Source organism: Methylobacterium sp. AC315, assembly GCF_979253755.1.
Genome location: NZ_CEEDEA010000030.1, coordinates 1 through 19,950 on the forward strand (window position 1 = coordinate 1; position 19,950 = coordinate 19,950).

A 19,950-nucleotide genomic window follows, 5' to 3' on the forward strand; every position below is an offset into this window, starting at 1 on the left:
CCGGCGGAGTGAAGGGTCGGGACATGACCGTGGGCGCCATCGGCCGCCGCGCAGTCCCTCCCCCCTCGGCGGGGGAGGGTGGGCCGGCCGTCAGGCCGGGTCGGGAGAGGGGAGCGCAGTATCCGCAGAAGTCGCGCCGGGAGTCCCATACTCGACCGTCGCGCTGCCCCTCTCCCCCCCTGCTGCGCAGGGTACCCTCCCCCGCAGAGGGGGGAGGGAGGGCGCGTGTTCGTGCCTGTTTGGCTTTTGCGCTGCTTGTTACGTTCGCCGTCCCGGCCCATGCGGTCCAGCCCGACGAGGTGCTGAAGGATCCGGTGCTGGAGCATCGCGCCCGGGAGATCTCGTCCGAGCTGCGCTGCCTGGTCTGCCAGAACCAGTCGATCGACGATTCCGACGCGCCGCTCGCCAAGGATCTGCGCGTGATCGTGCGCGAGCGCCTGCAGAAGGGCGACAGCGATCCGGCGGTGCTGCGCTACGTCGTGGACCGCTACGGCGAGTTCGTGCTGCTGCGGCCGGTCTTTGCCCTGCACACCCTGCTGCTGTGGCTGACCCCGATCCTGGCGGTCCTGCTCGGCGCTTTCGGGATTTGGCGCCTCGCCCGCCGGCGGCCGGCCGCGCCGGTCCGGACCCTGTCGGCAGCCGAGCAGGCGGAGGTCGCCGCGCTGCTTCGTCGGGAGTAGTCTTCGGCGCGTTGCGATTCGCCCGGATCGAGTCGGCAAGATTCGCTGCTCCGGCACGAGTCTCTGCTCCGGCACGAGTTTTGGATCCGGCAATGCAGATCGCATGATCGGCGACTCGCCCGGGGTGAAGACGATGACCGCCACCACGCTCACCATCTCCAGTCGCAACTACTCCTCCTGGTCCCTGCGGGGCTGGCTGATCTGCCGGATGGCGGGTCTCGCGTTCGACACGGAAGTCCTGTCGGGCACGGACGTCACCAGCCGTGCGGAACTGCTGCACCTGTCCCCATCCTTCCTGGTGCCGCGCCTGCGGCATGGCGACGTGGTGGTCTGGGACATCCTCGCGATCGCCGAATACCTGAGCGAGACCTTTCCCGACGCCGGCCTTCTCCCGCGCGAGGTGGCCGAGCGTGCCCATTGTCGCTCCATCTCCGGGGAGATGCACTCGGGCTTCGTCAACCTGCGCTCGGCCCTGCCGATGAACCTGCGGGCGTTCCATCCGGGCTTTCGGGTGTTCAACGGCGCCAAGGCCGATATCGAGCGCATCGTCACGATCTTCGACGATTGCCTGGACCGGTACGAAGGACCGTTCCTCTTCGGTGACCGGCCGGGCCTCGCCGATGCGCTTTACGCCCCGGTCTGCACCCGCTTCCGTACCTACGACGTCGCGCTGCCGCCCCGGGCCGCAGCCTACCGGGACGCCATTCTGCACTGGCCGTTGATGATCGAATGGGCCGAGGCCGCCGCCGACGAGCCGGATGAGATCGAAGAGCTCGACATGGAGTTCTGACCGTCCAGACCGCGCGGCAGATGAAATTTCTTGCAGGGCACAAGATGATGTTGCGTCGCACGCGGGTTGGTTCGACGGTTTCTAGGCGGTAGAAACCGATGCGTTGAGAAAGGCTTACCGTATGGATGGGCCGCCGGCCCGCGACGGGTGACAGTCTGACAGGGATCCTTTGTCAGGCGACCGGACTGCGCGATTGATGGTGTTCGGCATTTCTGTTCCACTTCGCTTTAGAAAAGGAACAGACTGGGCTGGAAACCATGGCGCGTCACGAGCCCTGGAGCGCGGAACGCGCCACCGGGATCATTGCAGAGCATACCCATCTCGAAGGCGCGACGCTGCCGATCCTGCACGCGTTGCAGGCGACCTTCGGCTACGTCGATGGCGGCGCCGTGCCGCTCATCGCCGACGCGCTGAACCTGTCGCGTGCCGAAGTGCATGGCTGCATCACGTTCTACCACGACTTCCGCGCCCATCCGGCCGGCCGCCACGAGGTGAAGCTGTGTCGGGCCGAGGCCTGTCAGGCCATGGGCTCGGACAAGATCCACCGCGAGATCCTCGGCCGCCTCGGCTGTGACTGGCACGAGACCACCGCCGACGGCAGCGCCACGGTGGAGCCGGTCTACTGCCTCGGCCTCTGCGCCAACGGTCCCGCGGCCCTGATCGACGGCGAGCCGGTGGCTCACCTGACTGCCGACGGCCTCGACGAGGCGCTGGCCGAAACCAAGCGGGAGACCCGCCAGTGAGCGTCACCCTTTACGTCCCCCGGGACGCCGTGGCTCTGGGCCTCGGAGCCAACAAGGTCGCCCGGGCCCTGTTCGCGGGCGCCGAGCGCCGCGGCCTCGACGTGACCATCGTGCGCACCGGCTCGCGCGGCCTGTTCTGGCTGGAGCCGATGGTGGAAGTCGCCACGCCGGAAGGCCGGGTCGCCTACGGTCCCGTCAAGGTCTCGGATGTCGACGCCCTGCTGGATGCCGGGCTCGCCACCGGCGGCGAGCATGCCCTGCGCCTCGGCGACCCCGAAAAGATCCCGTTCCTCGCCCGTCAGCAGCGCCTGACCTTCCACCGCTGCGGCGTTGTCGATCCGGTCTCGGTGGCCGATTACCGGGCCCATGGCGGCTATCGCGGGCTCGAGGCGGCGCTGAAGCTCGACGCCGAGGGCATCGTCGCGGCGGTGCGCGATTCCGGCCTGCGCGGCCGCGGTGGCGCCGGCTTCCCGGCCGGCATCAAGTGGAACACCGTGATGCTCGCCAAGGGCGAGCAGAAATACGTCGTCTGCAACGCCGACGAGGGCGATTCCGGTACCTTCGCCGACCGGATGATGATGGAGGGCGACCCCTTCAACCTCATCGAGGGCATGACCATCGCGGCGATCGCGACGGGTGCGACCCGCGGCTACATCTACTTGCGCTCCGAATACCCGCAGGCCTTCGCCACCCTGAAGGAAGCCATCGTCAACGGCATCGAGGCCGGCGTGCTTGGTGCCGATATCCTGGGTTCGGGCAAGGCCTTCCACCTGGAGGTCCGGCTGGGCGCGGGTGCTTATATCTGCGGCGAGGAGACCTCGCTGCTGGAGAGCCTGGAGGGCAAGCGCGGCATCGTGCGGGCCAAGCCCCCGATCCCGGCGCTCAAGGGCTTCCTCGGCAAGCCGACGCTGGTCAACAACGTCATGACCTTCACGGCCGTGCCGTGGATCCTCGAGAACGGCGCCGGGGCCTACGCCGATTACGGCATGGGCCGCTCGCTCGGCACGCTGCCGATCCAGCTCGCCGGCAACATCAAGCACGGTGGCCTGATCGAGCTCGCCTTCGGGGTGACCCTGCGCGAGGTGATCGAGGATTACGGCGGCGGCACCCGCTCCGGCCGGCCGGTCCGGGCCGTACAGGTCGGCGGGCCGCTCGGGGCCTACTTCCCCGACCGCCTGCTCGACACGCCCCTCGACTACGAGGCGATGGCCGCCGCGAAGGGCCTCGTCGGCCATGGCGGCATCGTGGTGTTCGACGACACCGTCGACATGGCCTCCCAAGCCCGCTTCGCCTTCGAGTTCTGCGCCACCGAATCCTGCGGCAAGTGCACTCCCTGCCGGATCGGCGCGACCCGTGGCGTCGAGACCATGGACAAGGTCATCGCCGGCATCCGGCCGGAGACGAACCTGAAGCTGATCGAGGACCTCTGTGAGGTCATGACCGACGGGTCGCTCTGCGCCATGGGCGGGCTCACGCCGATGCCCGTGATGAGCGCGATCACCCACTTCCCTGAAGATTTCAGGCGCGCCGGCGATCTGCCGGTCGCGGCCGAGTGAAGGAGACGTCGATGGGCCTGATCAAGGAGATCGACTACGGCACGCCGATCCGCGTGGCGGAGCAGACCGTCACCCTGACGATCGACGGCATGGACGTGACGGTGCCGGCCGGCACCTCGGTGATGGCGGCGGCGATGCATGCCGGCACGCAGATCCCGAAGCTGTGCGCCACCGACAGCCTGGAGCCGTTCGGCTCCTGCCGGCTCTGCCTCGTCGAGATCGAGGGGCGGCGCGGGACGCCGGCCTCCTGCACCACGCCGGCCGAGAACGGCATGGTCGTGCGCACGCAGACCGACAAGCTGGCCAAGCTCCGCAAGGGCGTGATGGAGCTCTACATCTCCGATCACCCGCTGACCTGCCTGACCTGCGCGGCCAACGGCGATTGCGAGTTGCAGGACATGGCCGGCGTCGTCGGCCTGCGCGACGTCCGCTACGGCTACGAGGGCGACAACCACGTCGTGCCGAGTGCCGAGAAGTACCTGCCCAAGGACGAGTCGAACCCGTACTTCACGTACGATCCGTCGAAGTGCATCGTCTGCAACCGGTGCGTCCGCGCCTGCGAGGAGGTGCAGGGCACCTTCGCGCTGACCATCGCGGGCCGCGGCTTCGACAGCCGCGTGGCGGCGGGCCCGACCAACTTCATGGAATCGGAGTGCGTCTCCTGCGGCGCCTGCGTGCAGGCCTGTCCCACGGCCACGTTGCAGGAAAAATCGATCCACGAGTTCGGCCAGCCCGAGCACGCGGAGGTGACGACCTGTGCGTATTGCGGCGTCGGCTGCTCGTTCAAGGCCGAGATGCAGGGCACCCGCGTCGTCCGCATGGTGCCGTACAAGGCCGGCAAGGCCAACGAGGGCCATAGCTGCGTCAAGGGTCGCTTCGCCTACGGCTACGCCACCCACAAGGACCGCATCACCAAGCCGATGATCCGCGCGAAGATCACGGATCCGTGGCGCGAGGTCTCCTGGGACGAGGCCATCTCGCACGCGGCCAGCGAATTCAAGCGGATCCAGTCGACATACGGCAAGGATTCGGTCGGCGGCATCACCTCGTCGCGCTGCACCAACGAGGAGGCCTACCTCGTCCAGAAGCTCGTGCGCGCCGCCTTCGGCAACAACAACGTCGATACCTGCGCCCGCGTCTGCCACTCGCCCACCGGCTACGGGCTGATGTCGACGCTCGGCACCTCGGCCGGCACCCAGGACTTCAAGTCGGTCGAGCAGTCCGACGTGATCCTGGTGATCGGTGCCAACCCGACCGACGGGCATCCGGTCTTCGGCTCGCGCATGAAGAAGCGCCTGCGGGAGGGCGCCAAGCTGATCGTGGCCGATCCGCGCAAGATCGACTTGGTGAAGTCGCCCCACATCAAGGCCGACTATCACCTGCCCCTGAAGCCGGGCTCCAACGTCGCCTTCATCAATTCGCTGGCGCACGTCATCGTCACCGAGGGGCTGATCGACGAAGCGTATGTCCGCGAGCGCTGCGACCTCGCCGAGTTCGAGTCCTGGGCCCGGTTCATCGCCGAGGAGCGGCATTCGCCCGAGAACCAGCAATCGTTCACCGGCCTCGACCCGGCTGAGGTGCGTGCGGCGGCCCGGCTCTACGCCACGGGCGGCGCGGCCGGCATCTATTACGGCCTCGGCGTCACCGAGCACAGCCAGGGCTCGACCATGGTGATGGGCATGGCCAACATCGCCATGGCCACCGGCAACATCGGCAAGCTCGGTGCCGGCGTGAACCCGCTGCGCGGCCAGAACAACGTCCAGGGCTCCTGCGACATGGGCTCGTTCCCGCACGAGTTCACCGGCTACCGCCACGTCTCGGACGACGCCACCCGTGAGAGCTTCGAGGCGCTCTGGGGCGCCAAGCTCGACGGTGCGCCGGGCCTGCGCATCACCAACATGCTCGACGAGGCCGTCGATGGCAGCTTCAAGGGCCTCTACATCCAGGGCGAGGACATCGCGCAGTCGGATCCCGACACGCACCATGTCACGTCCGGCCTCAAGGCGATGGAATGCATCGTCATCCAGGACCTGTTCCTGAACGAGACCGCGAAATACGCCCACGTCTTTCTGCCGGGCGCCTCGTTCCTCGAGAAGGACGGCACCTTCACCAACGCCGAGCGGCGCATCTCCCGCGTCCGCAAGGTGATGCCTCCGATGGGCGGCTTCGGTGACTGGGAGGGCACGGTGCTGCTCTCCAACGCGCTGGGCTACAAGATGGAGTATAGCCACCCGTCCGAGATCATGGACGAGATCGCCGGCCTGACCCCGAGCTTCACCGGCGTGTCCTACGCCAAGCTCGACGAGCTGGGCTCGGTGCAGTGGCCCTGCAACGAGAAGGCGCCGCTCGGCACGCCGATGATGCACGTGGACCGCTTCGTCCGCGGCAAGGGCCGGTTCATGATCACCGAGTTCGTGGCCACCGAGGAGCGGACGGGGGCGAAGTTCCCGCTGATCCTGACCACGGGCCGGATCCTGTCCCAGTACAATGTCGGCGCGCAGACCCGGCGCACCGAGAACTCGCGCTGGCACGAGGAGGACGTGCTGGAAATCCACCCGTTCGACGCGGAACTGCGCGGCATCGTCGACGGCGACCTGGTCTCCCTGGAGAGCCGGTCCGGCGACATCGCCCTGAAGGCCAAGGTCTCGGAGCGGATGCAGCCTGGCGTGGTCTACACCACGTTCCACCACGCCAAGACCGGCGCCAACGTGATCACCACCGACTACTCGGATTGGGCGACCAACTGTCCCGAGTACAAGGTCACGGCGGTGCAGATCCGGCGGACCAACCGGCCCTCGGATTGGCAGGCGAAGTTCTACGAGGAGGATTTCTCGTTGACCCGGATCGCCCAGCGCCTCGACGCGGCGGAGTGACTCGATGAGCGCACAGACCCAGGAGGACAAGCTCCTCCGGATGGCGAACCAGATCGCCACCTTCTTCCGGTCCTACCCGGAGGACGAGGCGGTGGCCGGGGTGCACAAGCACATCACGGCCTTCTGGACGCCCAAGATGGTTTCGAAGCTCGAGGCCGCCCTGCCGGGGATGGGCGACCGGGCCGACAGCCTGGTGCAGCAGGCCCTGCGCGGGGCCGAGCCCCAGGCCGAGAGCCCGGTGCGCTCCGCCACCCGCGACCCGCAGAAGCTCGGCGAGGGTGCCAGCGACGCCGGCTGATCGGCCTTCGTCGCGTTCGATCGGTCCATCGCGGCGCCGGTCGAACGCGGCCGCCCTGAGCAGGGCGGCGACGGCCCGAGGAGTGCCTGGAGGTTTACGCGCCGACCCTCCGAATGAATGCAGGATGCGCCGATTTCGGTATCCGCGTATACGTCGCCCCTGAATTGTAGGCTAAACCGGTACCGATGACGGGTCGAACCCCGTCCGCGCGCTGGCACCCGCCAAGCTCAACGACTAAGCTTCCTCGGCAGCACGGCTCACGCAACGAAGTCGTGCCTGGAGGAAGCCTCTATGCGTTCAGACCTGGCGGGCGCAGTCGCGCCCGGGAGCGATCACGGCTGGTTGTCCCGTGAGCGCATCGTCGCCAAACCGGGCTTCAACCGCTGGCTGGTTCCGCCGGCGGCCCTGGCGATCCATCTCTGCATCGGCATGGCCTACGGGCTGTCGGTGTTCTGGCTGCCGTTGAGCCGGGCCCTCTCGGTCGGCCAGCCCGCCCCCGCCGCCTGCCCCGACATGGGCGTGATGACGGCGCTGTTCACCACCACGTGCGACTGGCGCGTCAGCGACCTGGTCACGGTCTTCTCCATCGGCATCGTCATGCTCGGCCTGTCGGCCGCCCTGTTCGGCGGCTGGCTGGAGCGGGCGGGCCCGCGCAAGGCCGGCATCGTGGCCGCCCTGTGCTGGGGCGGCGGCTTCCTGATCGGCGCGCTGGGCGTCTACCTCCACCAGCTCTGGCTGGTCTGGCTCGGCATGGGCCTGATCGGCGGCATCGGGCTGGGCCTCGGCTACATCTCCCCGGTCTCGACCCTGATCAAGTGGTTTCCGGACCGGCGCGGCATGGCCACCGGCATGGCCATCATGGGCTTCGGCGGCGGCGCGATGATCGGCTCTCCCCTGGCCGACGGCCTGATCAAGACCTTCCGCAGCCCCGATTCCGTCGGCGTCTGGCAGACGCTCGCCCTGATGGGGCTGGGCTATTGCGTGTTCATGCTGGGCGGAGCCTTCGGCTACCGGGTCCCGCCGGCCGGCTGGCAGCCGGACGGGTGGACGCCGCCTGCCGCCAAGAACGCGATGATCGCCTCGGGCCACGTCCACCTGCGGGACGCGCACAAGACCTTTCAGTTCTGGATGATCTGGCTGGTGCTCTGCCTCAACGTCTCGGCCGGGATCGGCGTGCTGGCGCTCGCCTCGCCGATGCTCCAAGAGATCTTCGGCGGCTCCCTGATCGGGCTGCCCGGCACCGGCTTCGCTGCGCTCGACGCCGGCCAGAAGGCCCAGATCGCCGCGATCGCGGCCGGCTTCGTCGGATTGCTGTCGCTGTTCAACATCCTGGGCCGGTTCTTCTGGGCCTCGATGTCGGACCGGATCGGCCGCAAGCTCACCTACGCGATCTTCTTCGCCCTGGGCGGCGTGCTCTACGCCGCCGCTCCCTGGGCCGCCGGGATCGGCTCGCAAGCTCTGTTCGTCGCGTTCTTCTGCGTGATCCTGTCCATGTATGGCGGCGGCTTCGCGACGATCCCGGCTTACCTCGCCGACGTGTTCGGCACGCAGTTCGTCGGCGCGATCCACGGCCGCCTGCTCACCGCGTGGTCGACCGCCGGCATCGTCGGTCCGTTCGTGGTCACCAAGATCCGGGAGGCGCAGGCCGCCGCCGGTGTCCAGGGCGCGGACCTCTATGGGCGGACCATGTACGTGCTGGCCGCGTTCCTGGCCGCCGGGTTCGTCTGCAACCTGTTGATCCGGCCGCTCGCCGGGCGGTGGTTCATGTCCGATTCCGATCGCGCCGCCCTCGACGTCCGCGGCGCCGCCGCTGCCGTCCGGTCGTCGGGCTCGTTCGGCATCGGCCGGGGCGGGTTCAGCGCCGCGGCGGCACTGGCCTGGGCGGTCGTGGGCATCCCGATCCTCTGGGGGATCGGCATCACCCTGTCGAAGGCGTTCATCCTGTTCCGCTGAGCGTGCGCCCGCCGCCGGTTGTGGCCGGACGGGCGGGCCACTAGGTTTCGGCATCCCAACCTGCGGGGTGCGCGCCGCTCGGAATGCCTCCGTGATCGACAAGCTCGACTTCCTGCTCGCGCTCGCCCGCGAGCAGCATTTCGGCCATGCGGCCGAGACCTGCGGGGTGACGCAGCAGACCCTCTCGGCCGGCGTGAAGCAGCTGGAGAACCGCTTCGGCGTGCAGCTGGTACTGCGCGGTTCGCGCTTCCAGGGCTTCACCCCGGAGGGCGAGCGGGTGCTCGAATGGGCACGCCGCATCGTGGCCGACGCGCGGGCGATGCACGAGGAGGTCACGGGCCTGCGCCGCGGCCTGACCGGGCACCTGCGCATCGCCGCGATCCCCACGGCCCTGCCGATGATCGTGAGCCTGACCACCCCCTACGGCGAGCGCCACCCGGGCGTCCGGCTCACGGTCGAATCCGCTGCCTCCGCCGACATCTTCTCGCTGATCGAGAACCTGGAGGCCGATGCCGGGCTGACCTACCTCGACAACGAGCCGCTCGGCCGGGTCGTGTCGGTGCCGCTCTACCGGGAGCGCTACCGTCTGGTCACGGCCGACGGCGGCCCGTTCGACGGCCGCGCCAGCGTCACCTGGGCGGAGACCGGCCGCCTGCCGCTCTGCCTGCTGACCCCGAACATGCAGAACCGCCGGATCATCGATCAGCAGATCCGGGACGCCGGCGCCGATCCGGCCGCGACGCTGGAATCGAACTCGATGATCGTGCTGATGACCCACGTGCGCACCCTGCGCTGGGCCTCGATCATGCCGGAGATCCTGGTCGATGCCCTCGGGCCCATGGCGGGCGTGCGGGCGATCCCGATCACCGCCCCGGACCTGGAGCACACGATCGGCCTCGTCGCCCCGCGCCGCGAGCCCTCGACCCCGATGGTGACGGCCCTGGTCGCCATCGCCCGGACCCTGGCGCGGACGCTCGATCCGGAGCTGTACGGCTTTTCCAGCGCCGTGACGGATGCGTGAGAGGGTGCGCGTTCAGGCCGGCGCGAACAGGCCTCGCACCAACCCGCGGACGGCCCGATAGGGAATCAGCGGCAGCTTGAGGACGAGGCGGGCCGTGAGCACCGCCAGGACCGTCAGGATCGTCAGCAGAACTCTGAACACTGTGCGCGCTCCCTTGGCCGGTCCGGCCAGTGCGGAGGGAGACGGATCCCGGCGCCGGGTCAGGCAGCGCCCGGAACGCGGCGAGACTATGGTCGGGCGTCGCCCCGGCCCCGTCCGCGGCGCCGGGCAGGATCGTTCGTCACCCTGTCCCGGCAGGGCACGAAAAAAGCCGCCCCGTCTCCGGAGCGGCCTCGAGGTCGCGGCTGGACCGGGATGGGTCCCGCGAGCTTACTTGATCTTGGTTTCCTTGAAGTCGACGTGCTTGCGCGCGACCGGATCGTACTTGCGCATCGTCAGCTTCTCGGTCTGCGTGCGGGAGTTCTTCTTGGTGACGTAGAAATAGCCCGTGTCGGCGGTGGAGACGAGCTTGATCTTGACGGTGACGGCCTTAGCCATGGCGCGGCGCTCCTGCAGGGTGCGGCATTCCGCGTGAGCGAAACGCAAATGGCCGGGAAGGCCCGGCCGAATACGGGCCGGTCAATGCCCGATCGGACCCCGCAGGTCAAGACCGCGCGGCGGATCGCTCCATCATGGCAAGGCTCGACGAGAAGACCAGGAACAGTGCCAGCAGCGCCCACGCGAAGCCGTGCGGCGGCACGAGGTCGAGCCCCCCGCCGATCAGCGGCGGCCCGAGCATCAGGCCGACATTGTACAGCACCACGAAGGCCGCGTTGGCGCCCGCGAGGTCGGAGGCCGGGACCCGGTCGCCCAGCGTGGTCAGGCCGACCGTGTAGAGCGTCCCGGCGATGCCGCCCCAGGCGAACAGGACCAGGCCGAGCGCCAGCGGCGACCCGGAGGCCAGCGGGATCAGGGCCGAGCCCGCCGCCCCGGCCAGGCCCGCGCCGAGGAGCACCGCGCCCCGGTCGACGCGGTCGGCAAGCCAGCCGAACGGGATCTGGAACAGCACGTTGCCGAGCGCGATCAGGCTGACGAGGCCGGCCGCGCCCTGTGCGTCGTAGCCCAGGCGCAGGCCGTAGAGCGGCAGGATCGCGAAGATCCCGGTCTCCACCGCCCCGTACGCGAGGGCGGCGAGCAGCGCCCCGGGGGCGAAGCGCAGATAGGCGAGGAGGCTGCGGCCGGAACCGTGCTCGATGGTCGGCGAAAGGCCCCGGGCGAGGACGATCGGCAGGCCGCCGGCCAGCATCAGGGCGGCACCGGTCAGGTAGGGGGGCAAGCCCTCGGTTCCGACGAGGGCCAGGAGCGCCGGCCCGACCGCGAAGCCCGCTGCCAGCACGGTGGCGTAGATGCCCATCACCAGGCCCCGGCGCTCCGGCGGGGCGGCGGCGTTGATCCAGTACTCGGACAGCACGAACAGTGCGCCGAGCGTCGCCGAGAACACGAAGCGCAGCGGGAACCACAGGGCGATGCCCGGCACCATCGGAAAGGCGGCGAGGCTCACCGCCCCCACGACCAGGGCGAGACACAGGAGCGGCGCGACGCCGATCCGCGCGGCCAGTCGCGGGACGAACGGGACCGTGCAGATGCTGGCGATGCCGGCGACCGCGGTGTTGAGCCCGATCAGCGTGCTCGACGCGCCGCGCCGCTCCAGCTCGATCGACAGGAGCGGGATCGACAGGCTGAGGCCGATGCCGACCACGGTGACGCAGGCGATGGCGGCGGTGATCGCCGCCACGGTGTCCGGTCCGATCCCGCGTCCCGCGACGATCCGGTCCGGCCTGTCCGAAACATTCACAACGCGACTCGTTCCCGGCGCCCGTAGCGCTCGTAGTGGAAGGGGATCATCCGGTGCGGCGCGAAATCGGCCGCGATCTGCGCCTCCAGATCGTCCAGGATGGCGCGGGTGATGAACGGCAGGTCGAGCTTGCGCGCCGCGTCCAGGCGGACCCAGGCGAGCTCGGTGAACTCGGCCTCGGGGCTCACCCGGCCGGCCTCCTCGGCCACGACCATGCGGCGATCGACGGCGAAGAACCGCGTGTCGAACCGGCGGACGCGCTTGGGCGGGGTGATCGCCCGGGCCACGAGGTGCAGCGCCTCCAGGTCCGGCAGGATCCCGTGCCGGGCGAAGGCCTCCCAGCCCGCGGGGGCGGTCTCGGGGGCGCCGTGCTCGTTCGTGCCGAGCAGCAGGCCGGTCTCCTCGTAGGTCTCCCGGATGGCGGCCAGCGCCAGCGCCCGGCCGAGATGGTGCGGCGGCCGGGAGACCTGACGGGTCAGCGCGGCCTCGGCGTAGTCGGGCAGTGCGCCGGCCACCGGCATGTGGCGGTCGCCGAGTTCGATACGGCCCCCGGGGAACACGAACTGCCCGGGCATGAAGGCGAGGCGCGGGTTGCGGCGGCCCATCAGGACCTTCGGGCCGCCCTTCCCGCGCCGGTCCAGCACGATCAGGGTGGCGGCGTCCCGCGGGCGCAGGCGCGCCGGGGACGGCGTCCGCTCAGGGCTGGTCGCGATCTCGGATTCCTGCTGCGGCTCCGGCTGCGGCAAGGCGTGTCTCCTTCAACCCCGAAACGGGGCGGCCCCGCGGTAACGTGGCGAAGCCGTGCATGCCAAGGGCGTATTGCAACCCGACGACGGCACCCTTGACCGGCTGGAGCAACGCGAGGGCGAACAGGAGCGTGAAGACCGGCCAGACGCCCATCTCGACCCACAACGGGACATCGTAGGCGGTCTCGGTCTCCAGGATCAGGTAGCCGACGATGTGGGCGACGATGAAGATCACCACGTAGGGCGGCAGATCGTCTGCGCGGTGATGGTGCAGTTCCAGCCCGCAGGCGTCGCATTCCGGGCGCACCTTCAGGAAGCGTCCGAAGATCCGGCCCTGCCCACAATGGGGACAGCGGCCGATGAAGCCCCGCGCCATCGCGGGGATCAGGCGGGTGCGCACGGGAATCGCGTCGGTGGCCATGACCAAAGCCTACACCGGCCGGGTCACCGGCGCGAGCCGCGATGGCGCGTGCCGGAGTTGCGGATGCCGGGCGGGCGGCCGGAGGGGGCGGCCTTGAACGGCCGCCCGCCGGGCTTCCGGCCGGCGCCGTCCTTGCTGGACCCGGAGCGGGTCTGGCCCGCGCTCAGCAGCTCGAAGCGGAGCGCCCCCGCCACCGGCGCGGCCTCGACCAGGCGGACCTCGACGCGGTCGCCGAGCCGGAAAGTCTCGCCGCTGCGCTCACCCACGAGGGCGTGACGGGCCTCCTCGTGGCGGAAATAGTCGGCGCCGAGCTGCGAGATCGGCACGAACCCGTCCGCGCCGGTCTCGTCGAGCTTGATGAACAGGCCCGACCGCGTGACGCCCGCGATCTGTCCCGCGAAGGTCGCCCCGATCCGGTCGACGAGATGGTGCGCGATCAGCCGGTCGATGGTCTCGCGCTCCGCCGCCATGGCGCGGCGTTCGGCCGCCGAGATCTGCTCGCCGATCTGCGCGAGCTCGCCCACCGACACCTCCGCGGGCAGGCCGTCGGCGCCGAGCCGGCAGGCGGCGATCAGCGCTCGGTGGACGATCAGGTCGGCGTAGCGGCGGATCGGCGAGGTGAAATGCGCGTAGCGGCGCAGGTTCAGCCCGAAATGGCCCAGGTTCTCAGAGGCGTAGACGGCCTGGGCCTGGGAGCGCAGCACCACCTCGTTGATGAAGGTCGCGTGCTCGCTGCCGGCCACCGATCCGAGGATGCGGTTGAACAAGGCGGGGCGCAGCGCCCCCTCCTTGGGCAGCTTGATCCCGACCGAGGCCAGGACCTCGCCGAGCGCCTGCATCTTCTCCTGCGCCGGCTCGTCGTGCACCCGGTAGATCAGCGTCTGCTTGGCCGCCTCCAAGGTCTCGGCGGCGGCGACGTTGGCCTGGATCATGAACTCCTCGATCAGCCGGTGCGCATCGAGGCGCTCCGGCACGATCACCCGGTCGACCGCGCCCTCGGGCGAGAGCAGCACCTTGCGCTCGGGCAGGTCGAGCGCGAGCGGCCCGCGGCTGTCCCGGGCCTCGCGCAGGGCCGCGTAGGCCGCCCAGAGCGGGCGCAGCACCGTCTCCAACAGCGGCTCCGTTGCGGCATCCGCCTGCCCGTCGATGGCGGCTTGCGCCTGCGCGTAGGCGAGCTTGGCCCGGGAGCGCATCATCACCCGGTGGAACGTGTGGCGGCGCTTCACCCCGTCCGCGGCGATCACCATCCGGACCGCGATGGCCGGGCGGTCCTCGCCCTCGCGCAGGGAGCAGAGATCGTTGGAGATCCGCTCCGGCAGCATCGGCACGACGCGGTCGGGGAAATAGACCGAGTTGCCCCGCTCCAGCGCCTCGCGGTCGAGGCTCGAGCCGGGGCGGACATAGGCCGCGACATCCGCGATCGCCACCGTGACGAGGAAGCCGCCCGGATTGGCCGGGTCGTGATCAGGCTCCGCCATCACGGCGTCGTCGTGGTCCTTGGCGTCCGGCGGATCAATGGTCAGCAGCGGGCGGTCGCGCCAATCCTCGCGACCTTTGAGCGGGGCGGGGGCCGCTGCATCGGCCTCGGCCAGGGTCGCGTCCGAGAATACGTGCGGGATGTTGTGCAGGTGGATCGCGATCAGACTCACGGCCTTCTCGGAGCCGAGCGAGCCGAGCCGTTCCCGGACCCGGCCCCGCGGCAGGCCGAAGCGCGTCTCCCGCTCCAGCGATACGCTGACGAGGTCGCCGTCCCGGGCCTGACCCTCCTCGCCGGGCGGGATCAGGATCTCGCGGCCCTGCGAGCGCTTCTCGACCGGCACGATCCGGCCGCCCTGCGCCCCGGCGCGGTAGACGCCGATGATCTCGGCCTTGTTCTTTCCGATGACCTTGATGACCCGGCCGGTATAGCCGCCCTCGGCGTCGCGCTCGACCCGGACGAGGGCGCGGTCGCCGATCCCGGCGGCCGGGCGGTTGCCCTTGCGCGGTCCGCGGCTTTGCGTGAGCACGATGGATGGCGGCTTGCCGGTGCCGGTCCACTCGACCGGAACCGCCAGGAAGTCGCCGTGCCGGTCGCGCGAGCGGATGTCGCTCAGAACCACCGGCGGCAGGCGACCGGCAGCTGCGAGGCCGCCGCGCCCGCGATCGAGGCCGCCATCCTCCTCGATCTCCTTGAGGATGCGCTTCAGGTCGATCTTGGCGGCGCCCTTGATGCCGAACGCCTTGGCGATCTCCCGCTTGCCGACGGGTTCGGTCGCCTCCGCCACGAAGGCGAGGATCTGCTCGCGGGTGGGGAAGGGCGGGGGAGCGGCGGGTTCTGCCGCCTCTGCGCTGATGCGTGGTGCCAAAAGGTGGTGCCGGACGGTTCTCGAAAAAGGCGTGCGCCCGCGATCGGGCGCCGGACCGCTGATTCGGTCGCGTCACCGCAAGATGGGGTTCCGGCCGGTCCGCGGCAACGGTGGCCGTCGCGTCCTCAACAGGCGCGATCAGCCCGTGGAGGCCGATTTGCGGATGCGGTCGACCGCGAGATCGACGTCGAAGCCCGGTCCCAGGATCTCGTCGAGGCCGAACGGGCAGGCGCGCGGCAGGGTCAGGTTCACCTGGCCTTCTCCGGGCGCCAGCTCCGGCGTCTCCGCCTGCTGGATCGCCAGCGTCCAGGCCCCGTCCATGCGCAGGCTCCCGGCCTGCGGCGGGTCGGCGCCCAGGGCGGCGAGCTTGGTCCGGCCGGCCTCGCGGCAGGCGAGGCTCGTGGCGTCGTCGGAGATGAGGGCCGCCTTGATCAGCTCGGCCAGGGCATCCCTGACCCGTTCGACGCTCGCGTTCATGGGCATCCGCTCCGCACCGTCGCCACCGTGGCAAGCGGGGTGCCAGACCGGTTCGCGGCGACGTGACATAATCGCCGATCTTCCCTCGCGAGGGGCCGGGTGTAGAACGCGTTCATGATCCCGGTCCTGACCCGCCACACCGAGGCCGTGCCACTCTATGAGGCGGTGGTCGCCGAACTGCGCCTGCGCGGCTTTGCGGGCGACCTGAGCGTATCGGCCGCGGACCGCGCGGTCTTTTCCACCGACAACTCGATCTATCAGGTCGAGCCGGGGGCCGTGGCCTTCCCGCGCTCGCGCGACGACCTCGTGCGCATCGCCAAGCTTCTGGACGACCCGCGCTTCACCGAGATCGTGATCCGCCCCCGCGGCGGGGCCACCGGCACCAACGGCCAGTCGCTCGGCCACGGCCTCGTGGTCGACACCTCGCGGCACATGAACCGCATCCTGGAGATCGACGTCGCGCGCCGCATCGTCCGGGTCGAGCCCGGGGTGGTGAAGGACCAGCTCAACCGGGCGCTGGCCGAGCACGGCCTGTTCTTCGCGCCCGAACTCTCGACCTCGAACCGCGCGACCATCGGGGGCATGATCTCCACCGATGCCTGCGGTCAGGGCTCCTGCCTCTACGGCAAGACCCGCGACCACGTCCTCGCGCTGACCTGCGTGCTCGCCGACGGCACGGTCTGGACGGCCGAGCCGCTGGACGCGGCCGGCCTCGAAGCCGCCCAGGCCCGCAACGACCGGGTCGGCGAGATCCACCGCACCGTCGATACGGTCGTCACCGAGAATGCAGCGCTGATCGCCGAGCGCTTCCCCAAGCTCAACCGCTGCCTCACCGGCTACGACCTCGCCCATCTGCGCGATGCGGACGGCCGGTTCGACCTCAAGAGCGTGATCTGCGGCTCGGAGGGCACCCTGGCGCTGATCGCCGAGGCGCGGCTCAACGTTCTGCCGATCCCCAAGGCGTCGGTGCTGGTGGCGCTCTCCTACGTGGATTTCGACGCCGCCCTGCGGGACGCCCAGGCGCTGCTGCCGTTCGGCGCGGCCTCGGTGGAGACCATCGATTCCACCGTCCTGGGCCTCGCCCGCAAGGACCCGATCTGGGCCGAGGTTCGCGCCTTCTTCCCGGACGATCCCGCCGGCCGGCCGGTCCACGGCATCAACCTGGTGGAATTCGTCGGCGACGACGCGGACGGCGTGGATGCCGCCCTGGCGCGGCTCACCACGGTGCTGGAGGCCGAGCGCGGGACCGACACCAAGCGCCTCGGCTTCACCATCGCCCGCGGCGACGCGATCGAAAAACTCTGGACCATGCGCAAGAAGGCGGTGGGCCTGCTCGGGGCCGCCAAGGGTGATGCGCGCCCGATCCCGTTCGTCGAGGATACCGCGGTGCCGCCGGAGCGGCTCGCCGACTTCATCGCCGAGTTCCGGGCGCTGCTCGACGCCAAGGGGCTGCGCTACGGCATGTTCGGCCATGTCGATGCCGGCGTCCTTCACGTCCGTCCGGCCATCGACCTGAAGGATCCGAACCAGAACGCCCTGATCCGCGAGGTGACCGAGGGCGTGGTCGCGCTCACCGCAAAGTATGGCGGGCTGCTCTGGGGCGAGCACGGCAAGGGATTCCGCTCCGAGTTCGTGCCCGCGACCTTCGGGCCGCTGATGCCGGCGCTCGAAGCGGTCAAGCGCGCCTTCGACCCGGGCGACCGGATGAATCCGGGCAAGATCGCCACGGCCCGGGGCGGCGCGCTCACCCGGATCGACGGCGTGCCCCGCCGGGGCGAGCAGGACCGGACGATCCCGCCGCCGGTCCGGCAGGATTTCGACGAGGCCCTGCACTGCAACGGCAACGGCGCCTGCTTCACCTTCGATCCGGACGACGCGATGTGCCCGTCCTGGAAGGCGACCCGGGAGCGCCGGCACTCGCCCAAGGGCCGCGCCTCGCTGATGCGCGAGTGGCTGCGCCTGGCGTCACAGGCGGGCATGGACCCCGCCGCGGAGCTGAAGCGCCAGCGCCCCGGCTGGTGGGCCGATGTTTTCGCGACCATGCGCAGCGGTTTCCGGCGCCGCTTTGAGGCCGATGACTTCTCCCACGCCGTGAAGGAGGCGATGGACGGCTGCCTCGCCTGCAAGTCCTGCACGGGATCGTGCCCGATCAAGGTGGACGTCCCGACCTTCCGGGCGAAGTTCCTGGCACTCTACCATGCCCGCTACGCCAGGCCCCTGAAAGACCACCTCGTGGCCGCGCTGGAGCCGCTCCTGCCGCTGGCTGCCCGGATGCCGCGCCTGAGCAACGCGGCCCTGGCCAACCCGCTCGCCCGGATGCTGCTGGCCAAGGCCGGCCTGGTCGGGATCCCGGCCTTGTCGCCCATCGACCTGACGGCGCGGCTCGCCGAACTCGGCGTCGCCACCGCGACCCCGGAGGCGCTGGCCCGTCTCCCCTCGGCGGAGCGCGCGCGCGCAGTGCTTCTGGTGCAGGATGCGTTCACCAGTCATTTCGAGGCGGCCTTGGTCGTCGATGCCTGCGCGCTCCTGGTCGCGCTCGGCTTCAAGCCGTGGCTCGTGCCCTACCGGCCGAACGGTAAGCCGCTGCACGTGCACGGCTTCCTGGCCCGGTTCGCCGCGGTGGCGCGGTCCAATGCCGCGATGCTGCGGGCGCTCGCCCGCTCGGGCGTGCCGCTCGTCGGCCTCGATCCGTCGATGACGTTGACCTACCGGTCCGAATACGCCCAGGCGCTCGGCGGCGACGACCTGCCCAAGGTCCAGATCCTGCAGGAATGGCTTGCCACGCAGCTCGACCGGATCGCGCCCCGGCCGGGCAACGCGACCCTGCAGCTGCTGCCCCACTGCACCGAGCGCACCAACGCCCCCGGCGCGGTCCGCGACTGGCAGGCGGTGTTCACCCATTTCGGGCTGCGGCTCGACGTGCTGCCCGCGGGCTGCTGCGGCATGGCCGGGACCTACGGCCACGAGGCGCGCAACCGCGCCACCTCGGAGGCGATCTACGGCTTGAGCTGGGCGCGCCACGTGGCCGAGGCCCCCGGCGGCACCCTTCTGGCGGACGGCTATTCCTGCCGGTCGCAGGCCAGGCTGATCGACGGCGTGCGGCTCCGCCACCCGGTCCAGGCCCTCCTCGACCATGTGCGGACGGGGGCCGCCACCGCGCCGTTCCATCCCGAGCACGCCGCGGCGGCGGCGCGATGAAGGTCGCAATCCTCGGGGCCGGCGCGGTCGGCTGCTATTACGGGTTCCTGCTCGCGCGGGCCGGCCACGCGGTCACGCTGATCGGCCGCCCGGCCCTGGTCGAGGCGGTCGCGGCAAACGGGCTGGTGCTGGAGAGCGCGGCCGGGCGTGCCGCCGTGGCGGTTCCTGCGACGACGGCGAGCGATGGCGTCGCCGGGGCGGATCTGGTGCTCGTCTGCGTCAAGTCGGGCGACACGGAAGCGGCCGGGGCGACCATCGCGCCCCATCTCGGCCCCTCGGCGACGATCCTCAGCCTCCAGAACGGCGTCGACAACGCCGAGCGCCTGGGCGTCGTGCTCGGGCGGCCGGTGGTGCCGGTGGCGGTCTACGTCGCCACCGCGATGGTCGGGCCGGGGCAGGTGCGGCACAACGGTCGGGGCGACCTCGTGCTCGGCGCCTCGGCAGCCAGCGAAACCATCGCCGCCGGCCTCATCGCCGCCGGGATCCCGACCACCGTCTCGGAACGCGCCCTGGACGCGCTCTGGGGCAAGCTGATCCTGAACTGCGCCTACAACGCCCTGTCGGCCCTGACCCAGTTGCCCTACGGCCGCCTGGTGCAGGGTGAGGGCGTCGTCGCGGCGATGACCGATGTGGTGCAGGAATGCGTCGCGGTGGCGAACGCCGCGGGCGTGTCGGTACCCGACGACATCCTCGACACGGTGCTCGCCTTCAGCACCAGCATGGCCGACCAGCGCTCCTCCACGGCCCAGGACCTCGCCCGGGGCCGGCCGAGCGAGATCGACCACCTCAACGGTTATGTCGTTCGGAAGGGGGCTGCGCTCGGCATCCCGACGCCGGCGAACCGGATGCTCCACACGCTGGTCAAGCTGGCGGAAGCGCAAAGGTAAGATTTGGCGGATCGTGCTGCCCACGTTCCGCTTGCCTCAGATCTTGGCGGTCGCCGCACTCTCCGCCCGCATGAGACGGTCGGTTCCTTGCAACTCGCCAAACAGAGTGAGGGCTACTGTTCGAGCGG

The 19,950-nt window shown here is 70.2% G+C and carries 17 protein-coding genes; 10 read left to right on the forward strand and 7 right to left on the reverse strand.

Going from position 1 to position 19,950, the window contains the following annotated elements:
• Window positions 1-239 precede the first annotated feature (239 nt).
• The 8 genes from AC0IY0_RS26245 (at window position 240) to AC0IY0_RS26280 (ending at window position 9,914) form a co-directional block, all read left to right on the forward strand.
• Window positions 240-680: a cytochrome c-type biogenesis protein gene (locus AC0IY0_RS26245; RefSeq protein ID WP_471766153.1), complete on the forward strand. Its 441-nt coding sequence runs from the start codon at window positions 240-242 to the stop codon at window positions 678-680.
• A 133-nt stretch (window positions 681-813) separates the two neighbouring features.
• A complete protein-coding gene (locus tag AC0IY0_RS26250; RefSeq protein ID WP_419830883.1) occupies window positions 814-1,470 on the forward strand; it encodes a glutathione S-transferase family protein in 657 nt (218 codons plus the stop codon).
• 257 nt (window positions 1,471-1,727) lie between these two features.
• A complete protein-coding gene (locus AC0IY0_RS26255) occupies window positions 1,728-2,213 on the forward strand; it encodes a formate dehydrogenase subunit gamma (protein WP_147908021.1) in 486 nt (161 codons plus the stop codon).
• Window positions 2,210-3,769 (forward strand): formate dehydrogenase beta subunit, encoded by a 1,560-nt coding sequence (locus AC0IY0_RS26260; RefSeq protein WP_471766154.1) that lies wholly within the window; start codon window positions 2,210-2,212, stop codon window positions 3,767-3,769. The genes AC0IY0_RS26255 and AC0IY0_RS26260 overlap by 4 nt, the downstream gene beginning before the upstream one ends.
• Before the next feature lie 11 nt (window positions 3,770-3,780).
• Window positions 3,781-6,642, forward strand: coding sequence for a formate dehydrogenase subunit alpha (gene fdhF, locus AC0IY0_RS26265; protein WP_419830881.1), 2,862 nt, complete (start codon window positions 3,781-3,783; stop codon window positions 6,640-6,642).
• Between the two features lie 4 nt (window positions 6,643-6,646).
• A complete protein-coding gene (locus AC0IY0_RS26270) occupies window positions 6,647-6,940 on the forward strand; it encodes a formate dehydrogenase subunit delta (RefSeq protein ID WP_419830880.1) in 294 nt (97 codons plus the stop codon).
• Window positions 6,941-7,231: 291 nt separating this feature from the next.
• Entirely contained in the window at window positions 7,232-8,893 is a 1,662-nt protein-coding gene (locus AC0IY0_RS26275) for an OFA family MFS transporter (protein WP_471766155.1), read from the forward strand.
• A 91-nt stretch (window positions 8,894-8,984) separates the two neighbouring features.
• The gene (locus AC0IY0_RS26280) at window positions 8,985-9,914 is read left to right on the forward strand and encodes a LysR family transcriptional regulator (RefSeq protein ID WP_147908016.1); all 930 of its coding nucleotides are present in this window, start codon (window positions 8,985-8,987) and stop codon (window positions 9,912-9,914) included.
• A gap of 12 nt (window positions 9,915-9,926) precedes the next feature.
• Here AC0IY0_RS26280 and AC0IY0_RS26285 read toward each other — a convergent pair whose 3' ends face one another.
• The 7 genes from AC0IY0_RS26285 to AC0IY0_RS26315 form a co-directional block, all read right to left on the reverse strand.
• Window positions 9,927-10,055: a hypothetical protein gene (locus AC0IY0_RS26285; RefSeq protein WP_281408660.1), complete on the reverse strand. Its 129-nt coding sequence runs from the start codon at window positions 10,053-10,055 to the stop codon at window positions 9,927-9,929.
• A 228-nt stretch (window positions 10,056-10,283) separates the two neighbouring features.
• Entirely contained in the window at window positions 10,284-10,451 is a 168-nt protein-coding gene (rpmG, locus tag AC0IY0_RS26290; RefSeq protein WP_020092568.1) for a 50S ribosomal protein L33, read from the reverse strand.
• A gap of 106 nt (window positions 10,452-10,557) precedes the next feature.
• The gene (locus tag AC0IY0_RS26295) at window positions 10,558-11,688 is read right to left on the reverse strand and encodes an MFS transporter (RefSeq protein WP_471766156.1); all 1,131 of its coding nucleotides are present in this window, start codon (window positions 11,686-11,688) and stop codon (window positions 10,558-10,560) included.
• A 56-nt stretch (window positions 11,689-11,744) separates the two neighbouring features.
• Window positions 11,745-12,494: an NUDIX hydrolase gene (locus tag AC0IY0_RS26300; protein WP_187193422.1), complete on the reverse strand. Its 750-nt coding sequence runs from the start codon at window positions 12,492-12,494 to the stop codon at window positions 11,745-11,747.
• Window positions 12,445-12,915 (reverse strand): DUF983 domain-containing protein, encoded by a 471-nt coding sequence (locus AC0IY0_RS26305; RefSeq protein WP_147908015.1) that lies wholly within the window; start codon window positions 12,913-12,915, stop codon window positions 12,445-12,447. Before AC0IY0_RS26305 ends, AC0IY0_RS26300 begins: the two co-directional genes overlap by 50 nt.
• A 23-nt stretch (window positions 12,916-12,938) precedes the next feature.
• A complete protein-coding gene (rnr, locus tag AC0IY0_RS26310; RefSeq protein ID WP_471766157.1) occupies window positions 12,939-15,260 on the reverse strand; it encodes a ribonuclease R in 2,322 nt (773 codons plus the stop codon).
• 138 nt (window positions 15,261-15,398) lie between these two features.
• On the reverse strand, window positions 15,399-15,737 hold the full coding sequence (locus tag AC0IY0_RS26315) for a hypothetical protein (RefSeq protein WP_147908013.1): 339 nt from the start codon (window positions 15,735-15,737) through the stop codon (window positions 15,399-15,401).
• A gap of 114 nt (window positions 15,738-15,851) precedes the next feature.
• On the opposite strand from AC0IY0_RS26315, the gene ydiJ reads away from it, so the two are divergent.
• The gene (ydiJ, locus tag AC0IY0_RS26320; RefSeq protein ID WP_471766158.1) at window positions 15,852-18,935 is read left to right on the forward strand and encodes a D-2-hydroxyglutarate dehydrogenase YdiJ; all 3,084 of its coding nucleotides are present in this window, start codon (window positions 15,852-15,854) and stop codon (window positions 18,933-18,935) included.
• The gene (locus AC0IY0_RS26325; RefSeq protein ID WP_471766159.1) at window positions 18,932-19,822 is read left to right on the forward strand and encodes a ketopantoate reductase family protein; all 891 of its coding nucleotides are present in this window, start codon (window positions 18,932-18,934) and stop codon (window positions 19,820-19,822) included. Before ydiJ ends, AC0IY0_RS26325 begins: the two co-directional genes overlap by 4 nt.
• Window positions 19,823-19,950 lie beyond the last annotated feature (128 nt).